Source organism: Intestinibacter sp. (genome assembly GCF_051866655.1).
In the GTDB taxonomy this organism is placed as follows: domain Bacteria; phylum Bacillota; class Clostridia; order Peptostreptococcales; family Peptostreptococcaceae; genus Intestinibacter.
In genome coordinates this window covers 1-10,201 of record NZ_JBJDXL010000518.1, presented here as the reverse complement: position 1 = coordinate 10,201, position 10,201 = coordinate 1, and the positions used below count along the sequence as shown (strand labels likewise).

Sequence of the window (10,201 nt, the reverse complement as noted above, 5' to 3'; positions counted from 1 at the left end):
CAGGAGGAACTCCTGTAGTATTTCCAGCTATAGCAGTTTGCGATGGTATAGCTATGGGACATATAGGTATGAAATACTCATTAGTTACTAGAGACTTAATAGCTGACTCTACTGAATGTATGGCTATAGCTCACCAATTCGATGGATTAGTTATGGTTCCTAACTGCGACAAGAATGTTCCAGGACTTTTAATGGCAGCTGCTAGAGTTAACGTTCCAACAATATTCGTAAGTGGTGGACCAATGCTTGCAGGTCGTGTTAAAGGTGAAAAAAGAAGCTTATCTAGTATGTTCGAAGCAGTAGGTTCTTATGCTGCAGGAACTATGGACGAAGCTGATGTTTTAGAATTCGAAAACAAAGTATGTCCAACTTGTGGTTCATGCTCAGGAATGTACACTGCAAACAGTATGAACTGCTTAACTGAAGCTCTAGGAATGGGTCTTCAAGGAAACGGAACTATTCCAGCTGTTTACTCTGAAAGAATAAAACTTGCTAAGCATGCAGGTATGAAGATAATGGAATTAGTTGAAAAAGATATAAAACCAAGAGATATAATGACTGAAAAAGCATTCCAAAATGCGTTAACAGTAGACATGGCTCTAGGATGCTCAACTAACTCAATGCTACATTTACCAGCTATAGCAAATGAAGCTGGCGTTGAATTAAACGTAGACATAGCTAATGAAATAAGTTCAAAAACTCCTAACCTTTGCCATCTAGCTCCAGCTGGATACACTTATATGGAAGATTTAAATGAAGCTGGTGGAGTTTATGCAGTTATGAACGAATTAACTAAGAAAAATTTACTTAACCTAGACATAATAACTGTTACAGGAAAAACTGTTGGTGAAAATATAGCTAATTGTGTAAATAGAGACCCTGAAACAATAAGACCAATAGACAATCCATATTCAGAAACTGGTGGTATAGCAGTTCTTAAAGGAAACTTAGCTCCAGATTCTGGTATAGTTAAACAATCTGCAGTAGTTCCTGAAATGCTAGTTCACGAAGGACCTGCTAGAGTATTCGATTGCGAAGAAGATGCAATAGCTGCTATAAAAGGTGGCAAAATAGTTGCTGGTGACGTTGTAGTTATCAGATACGAAGGACCTAAGGGTGGACCTGGTATGAGAGAAATGCTAAACCCAACTTCTGCAATAGCTGGTATGGGACTTGGATCAAGTGTAGCACTTATAACTGACGGTCGTTTCTCTGGAGCATCTAGAGGAGCATCAATCGGACACGTTTCTCCAGAAGCAGCAGTAGGTGGACCTATAGCTCTAGTTGAAGAAGGAGATATAATCAAGATAAACATCAAAGAAAAAACTCTAGACTTCGTAGTTTCTGATGAAGAATTAGCTAGAAGAAAAGCTGCTTGGACTCCAAGAGAACCAAGAGTTACTACTGGTTACTTAGCAAGATATGCTTCTATGGTTACATCAGGAGATAAAGGTGCAGTATTAAAGGTAAATAAATAAATTTAATTTTTACATACAATTAAGGCTAGGTCTTTGACTTAGCCTTATTAATTATGTATTCTTAGTATACAAATTTAATATACTACAAATCAAAATTATATATTATAATATTAGGTGAAATAGTTTTATTAAAACGTATATTTAATTTAAAATAACATACAACAGGAGGACTTTATGGAAAATTTAATTTTATCATTTAATGTCGTAGCACCATTATTTTTCATGATGGTTCTAGGATATTTTCTAAAATACATAAAAATGTACGACCAACACACCTTGGACATTATGAACAAGGTTGTTTTCAAGGTATTTTTACCAGTACTACTATTCTACAACGTTTATACAACTGATTTAGGAGAAGCATTTGACATCAAGTTAATTTTATATGCTGCATCAGGAGTAATTATTTTATTCCTTTTACTATTACTAATCGTTCCTCGTTTAGAAAAAGAAAATCCAAAACGTGGAGTCTTAATTCAAGGCGTGTTCCGTAGTAATTTCGTAATATTTGGTATACCAGTTGCGACTTCAATCTACGGCGAAGGAAACGTCGGTACTACTGCTATGCTTATCGCGACAATAGTTCCTTTATTCAATGTATTAGCAGTTATATCACTTGAAATATTCAGAGATTCTCAAATAAATATTAAAAAAATAGCCAAGGGAGTAATAACTAATCCACTTATAATAGGAGCGGTAATAGGGATAATTTTCCTTCTTATAGGAATTCAGCTTCCAACTTCTGTGCTATCAACAGTTAAAGATGTTTCAAAAATGGCAACTCCTTTAGGGTTAATATTATTAGGAGCATCATTCTCATTCTCTGATATTAAAAAATATCTAAATGAAACCATCATTATAGTCATAGTCAAATTAATCATAGTTCCCGCAATTATGATTCCACTTAGCGTATTTTTAGGATTCAGAGGAATTGCATTACTTACTTTGACAATTATATACGGAGCTCCTACAGGTGTTTCTACCTTCCAAATGGCTAAGCAAATGGATGGAGATAGCGATTTAGCCGCACAGCTTATAGTATTTACATCTTTCTTCTGTATAATCACCATGTTCATTTGGATTTATATACTAAAGAGTATGGCTCTTATCTAAAGCAAAAAGTCTTCCAGGATTTTGTCCTAGAAGACTTTTTTTATTTTAAAAACTAAATTCAATCTTTAAATTTTTATTAAATGATGGCCAGTCATCTAATTTGCTATTTGTTTATTACTACTAATGCTAATGCATTAAGGAAAAATAATACTGAGAATATTTTAGTTGATTTTAAAAGGAATGCTTGTTTTCCTTTTGGTTTAAAATAAGCTTGTGTTTCAACATCTTCTCCTGCTCCACTGAAATCAGAAGAGAAGTTTCCTTTTCCTTCTTGAGGCATTATAACTAATAGTAAAAGTACTGATAGTACTACTTGTACACCCATTAAAATGTTATTAAGCATAAGTGCCCTCCTATTATTTACTTGAATTTATTCAACCTTTAGTTTATCATAATCCGGCTTTTATTACAAGAAATCAGCCACTTCTTTCGAAAAAATTAACAGTATAGACCTTAAATCATACCGATTACCTCATCAAATTAAAAATCTGCATAGCCGTCATCTTCAAGTTAAACTTGGCAACTTCAGGCTCCATAGCTTTTTCCAATGTCATCGGCTCATTTACTATAGAAAATACTGCATCTATACCATGTTGGTTCGCCTTATAAGCGTCACTTGTCAGAGAACCTCCTAGACCTATAACTTTTTTAGAGTATCTCTTAGCTAGCTTAGCGACACCTATAGGAGCCTTACCCATTACAGTCTGAGCATCTAGTCTACCTTCTCCTGTAACGACTACATCGGCATCCTTTATATCCTGTTCTAAATTGATTTCCTTTAAAATTATATCTATGCCTGATTCTAATTTTCCACCTAAAAAAGTCATAAATCCATATCCTAGTCCACCAGCAGCCCCTGCTCCTGGAGTGTTTTCATATGTATTATTTACAACTTTGCTTAAATTTATAAGCCCATCGTCTAAAATTTTCACTATTTCTTCTGTAGCTCCTTTTTGTGGACCGTAAATATAGCTCGCTCCATTTTTACCATATAATGGGTTATCCACATCACATGCTACCTTGAAGCTACATTCTGAGAGCTCTTTTAATGCTTCTATATCATCAATTCTGTGGATTTTATCTAAAACTTGACCTCCAAGTCCCAGCAAATTCCCATCAGCATCGTAAAATTTATAACCCAAAGCCTGCATCATACCTATCCCAGCATCATTTGTAGCACTTCCACCAATTCCTACGATAAATTTTCTGCAGCCCCTGTGGATAGCATCCTTTATTATTTCTCCAACTCCATATGTAGTTGTGTATAAAGGGTTTCTATCTTGTTCCGAAACTAATGTAATCCCAGCTGCCTGAGCCATTTCTATTATCGCAGTTTTTTCGCCGTCTTCTATTATTCCATATGATGCAGTAACCTTTTTATCGAGCGGACCGTGGACTTCTATTTTATATTCAGTTCCCTTCATACCTTTGACTAAAGCCTCTATAGTCCCCTCTCCTCCATCTGCAAGGGGCTTGACAACCACCTCTGCATCTGGACAAGCCTTGAGAACTCCCTCCTTTATAGCATTTCCTGCATCCACAGAGCTCAAGCTTCCTTTAAGTGAATCTATTGCTACTACAACCTTCATACAACTTTCCCCCTTAAAACCAATCTAATGCCAATACAGCTTCCATCTTCCACTCAAATATCTCCATTCAAATAAAATTCCTCTGACTACCCAGTCTATAACCATAGCAACCCAAACACCGAACAATCCAAATCCCATATATCTACCTATAACATAGCTAAATCCAACTCTAAATATCCACATCGAAAATACGCTGACATACATACAGAATTTAACATCATTAGAAGCTCTAAGTGTGCTAGGTATCAAAAATGAAAACGGCCAGCTTACTATACCCCAAATACAGGTAAATACTAAAATTTGTCTAGCCATTGCAGCTGTCTCATCTGATAAATTATACAGCTCTAGTATTTTTCCCATAGCTAAAAGTATAATTACACTTGTAACTATTATACTTGCATATGCGATCAAGGTCATTTTCTTAGTGTAATATCTAGTTTGATATTCGTCATTTGCGCCTACACACTGCGATATAACCGCCAAATTCGCCTGCACTATAGCCATCCCAGGCGCCACCTGAAACACACCTATTGCATTGCCAACAGCGTTTGCAGCAATTGAAGCAGTCCCAAAGCTCGCCACTAAATTTAAAACTATAAGCTTCCCAAATTGGAACATTCCATTTTCAAGGCTGTTCGGAATACCTATGTACAATATTTTCTTGATCATATTCTTATTAAAACGAGTGCATATTTTTTCTGATAAATGAATTTGCAACTCGCTGTTTCTTATGAGATAAACTGCTATTACAGCCGCTAAAACTCTAGATAAAGTCGTCGGAATCGCAGCCCCAGCTATGCCTATCTTCAATCCATATATCAAAAGAGCATTTCCAACAAAATTCACTGTATTCATTAGTATAGATATTTTCATAGTTATCTTCGAATTTCCCATAGCCCTAAACAAAGCCGCCGCTCCATTATAAATACCTATAAATGGAATTGACGAGAAAACTATCAGTAAATAAGTATTTGCATTACTCATAACATCTGGTTCAAGATGCCCAAATACCTTATGGAGAATAAAATACTTAAGCATATAGCAAACAGCCATCACTACAATCGAGCTAACTGTTATAAACAGTATCAACTGATCCGCTGCCTCACACGACTTCTTCTCATTTCTCTGACCCAAGTACTGACCTGCCACGACAGCTCCACCAGTCCCCAACGCCACGAAAATCTGGGTTATGAGCACCACAATATTATCCACTAACGAAACCGCCGAAACAGCAGCCTCACCTACACTCGCTATCATAATCGAGTCAACTAATCCAACTGTAATCAAAAGCAATTGCTCCACCACAAGTGGCAATATCAGCCTCTTCAAGTCAGAATTCGAAAACATATATTTTATATCTCTTTGCTGTACTTCCACCAAATCACTCTCCTACTTAAAATTTTCCATATAATATAATGATACACCAAAAACCTACTATAATACAATTTCTACACATCATAAAAAGACTGCCTAAAATGATCACTCATCCTAAGCAGCCTTTTTATTTATAAATTATTTACTTAAATTGTAAAAAGATTTCATTCCACAGTATCTAGCTGGTTCACCAATTAACTCTTCTATTCTAAGTAATTGATTGTACTTAGCAACTCTATCTGTTCTAGATGGAGCACCAGTTTTAATTTGTCCAGCATTTACAGCTACTGCTAAATCAGCAATAGTAGTATCTTCAGTTTCACCAGATCTGTGAGATATAACTGCAGTATATCCTGCTCTCTTAGCCATTTCTATAGCATCTAGAGTTTCAGTTATAGTTCCGATTTGGTTAACCTTTATTAGGATAGAGTTTGCAACACCTGCTTCTATACCTCTTTCAAGTCTCTCAGTATTTGTAACGAATAAGTCGTCACCAACTAATTGAACTTTTTTGCCTAATCTATCAGTAAGTATTTTCCATCCATCCCAATCTTCTTCATCTAGTCCGTCTTCTATAGTGATTATTGGGAAGTTAGTTGTCCAGTCCTCATATAGTTCAACCATTTGTTCAGCTGTTAATTCTTTGCCTTCTCCAGCTAAAACGTATTTTTTAGTTTCTTCGTTGTACATTTCTGAAGCTGCTACGTCAAGCCCTAACATAACGTCTTTGCCTGGTTCGTATCCAGCCTTAGATATCGCTTCAACTATTAATTCTAATGCTTCTCTGTTTGAACCTAGGTTTGGAGCGAATCCACCTTCATCACCAACACCGCAAGCTAAACCTTTTTCAGCAAGAACCTTCTTTAATGCATGGAACACTTCTGCTCCCATTCTTAAGCCTTCTCTGAAGCAACAAGCTCCAACTGGTAATATCATAAATTCTTGAACATCTACGTTATTATCAGCGTGTTCTCCACCGTTTAATATGTTCATCATAGGTACTGGTAATTGTTTTGCATTAACTCCACCTATATATTGGAATAATGGTAATCCTAATTCCTCTGCAGATGCTCTAGCTACAGCCATAGAAACTCCAAGTATAGCATTTGCTCCTAGCTTACCTTTGTTTGGTGTACCGTCTAATTCTAATAATAATGCATCTATCCCTGGTTGATCTGTTGATTCTAAGCCTTCTAGCTCTGGTGCTATTATGTCGTTTACATTTTTAACAGCGTTTAGAGTACCTTTACCTAAGTATCTAGCTTTGTCTCCATCTCTTAACTCAACTGCTTCAAAAGCTCCTGTTGATGCTCCAGATGGAACTATTGCTCTACCTTCTGCTCCACTTTCTAAAACTACTTCTACCTCTACAGTAGGATTTCCTCTTGAGTCTAATACTTCTCTTGCGTATACTGATTCTATTACTGACATTTTTTTCTCCTTCCATGCTGTCTACTAATCGAGTCGCTTATTTGTAAAATTATAATATTTCACAAACGGGTTGATGGGTAAGTTTGTAAATTTTATATGTTTTATTATTGTATATTCGCTCGATTAGTCTTCATTGTTGTCTTTTTGTCATTTTTACAAATTATATTTATTATTTTATTAGAGAATGTCCAGTCATTTCTTCTGGTTTCTCTAAGTTCATCATGTCTAATAAAGTTGGAGCTATATCTGATAATCTACCATCAGTTAATAACTCTTTACCTACGAAATCTTTTCCAGCAACTATAAATGGAACTGGGTTTACTGAATGTGCAGTTATGACCTTGTCTGTTTCTGGATCTACCATTAATTCGGCATTTCCGTGGTCAGCAGTTATTATAGCACTTCCACCGATTTCAACTATTTTGTCGATTAATTTACCTACACAGTTGTCTACAGTTTCAACAGCCTTTACAGCAGCTTCCATTACACCTGTATGTCCAACCATGTCAGGGTTAGCGAAGTTTACAACTATGAAGTCGTATTTGTCTTCGTTTATTTTTTCTAGAACCTTTTCTAATAATTCTGGTGCAGACATTTCTGGTTTTAAGTCATATGTTGCAACCTTTGGTGAAGGTATTAATTCTCTGTCTTCACCTGCATTTGGTTCTTCAACTCCTCCATTGAAGAAGAAAGTTACGTGTGCATATTTTTCAGTTTCAGCAGCTCTTAATTGAGTTTTACCTAATTTTGATAAATATTCACCTAATGTGTTGCTTAATGATTGTGGTCCAAATGCTATTTGAACGTTTGGTAAAGTCACATCGTATTCAGTTAAGCAAACAAAGTAAGTGCTTATATCTGCTCTTTCGAATCCTGTAAATTCTGCATCAACTATAGATCTAGATATTTCTCTAGCTCTGTCTGGTCTAAAGTTGAAGAATATCACTGAATCCTTGTCAGATATTTTACCTACTGGTTCACCATTTTCAACTATTACAGTTGGAACGATGAATTCGTCTGTTGCACCTTTTTCATAAGATGCTTTGATAGCTTCTGATGCTGAATTAGCAGTTTCACCTTCGCCATATACCATAGCTTTGTATGCTACTTCTACTCTTTCCCATCTCTTATCTCTATCCATTGCATAGTATCTACCATTTACAGTAGCAAATTTTCCTACGCCTACTTCAGACATGTATTGTTCTATTTCTTGAGCGTAACCTAAACCACTTTGAGGGTCAGTATCTCTACCATCTGTAAATGCATGTACGTATACTTTTTCTACACCTTTTTCTTTAGCCATTTTGATTAAAGCCTTTAGGTGATCTATATGTGAATGAACTCCACCGTCAGATAATAATCCCATTATATGAACGGCATGTTCTTTTGCATTGTCCATAGCCTTGCATAAGATTTCGTTTGTGAAGAAATCTCCATCTTGTATAGCTTTTGTTATTCTAGTTAAATCTTGATATACTATTCTACCTGCACCGATGTTTGTATGACCAACTTCTGAGTTACCCATTTGACCATCTGGAAGACCTACATCAAGACCACTTGCTTTTATTAATGTATTAGGATAAGTTGCTTGGATTCTGTCTAAATTAGGAGTTTTAGCTTCTTTAACTGCATTTCCTACTGTATTATTACTTTCTCCAAAACCATCCATAATTATTAATGCTACTGGTTTTTTCATATGTCTTACTTCACTCCTATTTAAAATTTACAAGAGCAACATAATCATCAGCTTTAAGTGATGCTCCACCAACTAAAGCTCCATCTATGTCACTTTGTCCCATTATTTCTGCTACGTTAGCTGGTTTAACACTTCCACCGTATTGTATTCTAACTTCTTGAGCTAAATCTCCATAAACTGAAGCTACAACTTCTCTTATGTAAGATATAACATCGTTAGCTTGTTCTGCTGTAGCAGTTTTTCCTGTTCCTATAGCCCAGATTGGTTCGTAAGCTATAACAACTTTTGCTAAATCTTCTTTAGCTACGTCTTTTAATCCTGCTAATATTTGAGTTTTAACGTGATCTTTAGTTACTCCAGCTTCTCTTTGTTCTAAAGTTTCACCACAGCATAATATTGGGTTTATTCCTGTAGCTAAAGCTTTTAAAACTTTTTTGTTTACTGTTTCATCAGTTTCACCGAAGTATTCTCTTCTTTCAGAATGTCCTATTACAACGTAATCCATTCCGATTTCTTGTAGCATTTCAGCAGAAACTTCACCAGTGAAAGCACCTGAAGTTTCGAAGTGCATGTTTTGAGCACCAACTTTTATTTTAGTTCCTTTAGTTGCTTCTTTTAAGTCTTTTAATTGTAAAAATGGTGCGCATATTACTGCTTCTACATCATCTCTATCAGCTCTAGCTCCTACTTCTTTAACGAATTCTAAAGCTTCTTTTATATTTTTGTTCATTTTCCAGTTTCCAGCGATTATTGGTTTTCTCATTTGAATATCCTCCCTTTGAATATATCAATATATATTATTTATCAACTTCTATGTTATTATTTACTCTTATTTGTTATCTAAAGCTGCTATTCCTGGTAATTCTTTTCCTTCTAAGAATTCTAATGATGCTCCACCACCAGTTGAAACGTGAGTCATCTTATCTCCAAATCCTAATTGGTTAACAGCAGCAGCACTATCTCCACCACCTATTACAGTAGTTGCGTCTTCTAATGATGCCATAGCTTTTGCTATTGCTAAAGTACCACCTGCAAATGCTTCAAATTCGAATACACCCATTGGTCCATTCCATACTATTGTTTTTGAACCTTTAACAACGTCTACAAATTTTTCTACAGTTTTTGGTCCTATATCTAAACCTTCGTATCCGTCAGCTATGTTTTGATCTTCAGTTATTACAACTTCTGCATTTGGTGAGAATTCGTTAGCAGTTTTGAAGTCTACTGGTAAGTATAATTTAACACCTTTAGCTTCAGCTTTTGCTATCATTTCTTTAGCGTAATCTATTTTATCTTCTTCTAATAAAGAGTTTCCTATTTCATATCCTTGAGATTTTAAGAAAGTATATGCCATACCTCCTCCTATTATTAGGTTATCAACTTTGTCTAATAATTGGTTTATAACGTTTATTTTGTCAGAAACTTTAGCTCCACCTAATATAGCAGTGAAAGGTCTAACTGGGTTAGCAACTGCTTCACCTAAGAATTTTAATTCTTTTTGGATTAAGTATCCGCAAACT

9 protein-coding genes are annotated in these 10,201 nt (G+C 35.5%); 2 read left to right on the top strand and 7 right to left on the bottom strand.

Going from position 1 to position 10,201, the window contains the following annotated elements:
• A partial coding sequence (gene ilvD, locus ACI3VO_RS15510; protein ID WP_439758782.1) for a dihydroxy-acid dehydratase occupies positions 1–1,478 on the top strand: 1,478 nt, incomplete at its 5' end.
• A gap of 174 nt (positions 1,479–1,652) precedes the next feature.
• Entirely contained in the window at positions 1,653–2,591 is a 939-nt protein-coding gene (locus ACI3VO_RS15505; RefSeq protein WP_439758781.1) for an AEC family transporter, read from the top strand.
• Between the two features lie 103 nt (positions 2,592–2,694).
• Here the strand turns inward: ACI3VO_RS15505 and secG are convergent, their stop codons facing one another.
• From secG to ACI3VO_RS15470, 7 genes are all read right to left on the bottom strand, one after another.
• Entirely contained in the window at positions 2,695–2,934 is a 240-nt protein-coding gene (gene secG, locus ACI3VO_RS15500) for a preprotein translocase subunit SecG (RefSeq protein WP_290686426.1), read from the bottom strand.
• Between the two features lie 124 nt (positions 2,935–3,058).
• A complete protein-coding gene (locus tag ACI3VO_RS15495; RefSeq protein ID WP_439758780.1) occupies positions 3,059–4,180 on the bottom strand; it encodes a glycerate kinase family protein in 1,122 nt (373 codons plus the stop codon).
• A 24-nt stretch (positions 4,181–4,204) separates the two neighbouring features.
• The gene (locus tag ACI3VO_RS15490) at positions 4,205–5,557 is read right to left on the bottom strand and encodes an MATE family efflux transporter (RefSeq protein WP_439758779.1); all 1,353 of its coding nucleotides are present in this window, start codon (positions 5,555–5,557) and stop codon (positions 4,205–4,207) included.
• Positions 5,558–5,692: 135 nt separating this feature from the next.
• The gene (gene eno / locus ACI3VO_RS15485) at positions 5,693–6,985 is read right to left on the bottom strand and encodes a phosphopyruvate hydratase (RefSeq protein ID WP_439758778.1); all 1,293 of its coding nucleotides are present in this window, start codon (positions 6,983–6,985) and stop codon (positions 5,693–5,695) included.
• 169 nt (positions 6,986–7,154) lie between these two features.
• The gene (gene gpmI / locus ACI3VO_RS15480; protein ID WP_439758777.1) at positions 7,155–8,681 is read right to left on the bottom strand and encodes a 2,3-bisphosphoglycerate-independent phosphoglycerate mutase; all 1,527 of its coding nucleotides are present in this window, start codon (positions 8,679–8,681) and stop codon (positions 7,155–7,157) included.
• Between the two features lie 16 nt (positions 8,682–8,697).
• On the bottom strand, positions 8,698–9,444 hold the full coding sequence (tpiA, locus tag ACI3VO_RS15475) for a triose-phosphate isomerase (protein ID WP_320624405.1): 747 nt from the start codon (positions 9,442–9,444) through the stop codon (positions 8,698–8,700).
• A 66-nt stretch (positions 9,445–9,510) separates the two neighbouring features.
• Positions 9,511–10,201: phosphoglycerate kinase (locus ACI3VO_RS15470; protein ID WP_439758776.1), on the bottom strand; the 691-nt coding region annotated here is incomplete at its 5' end.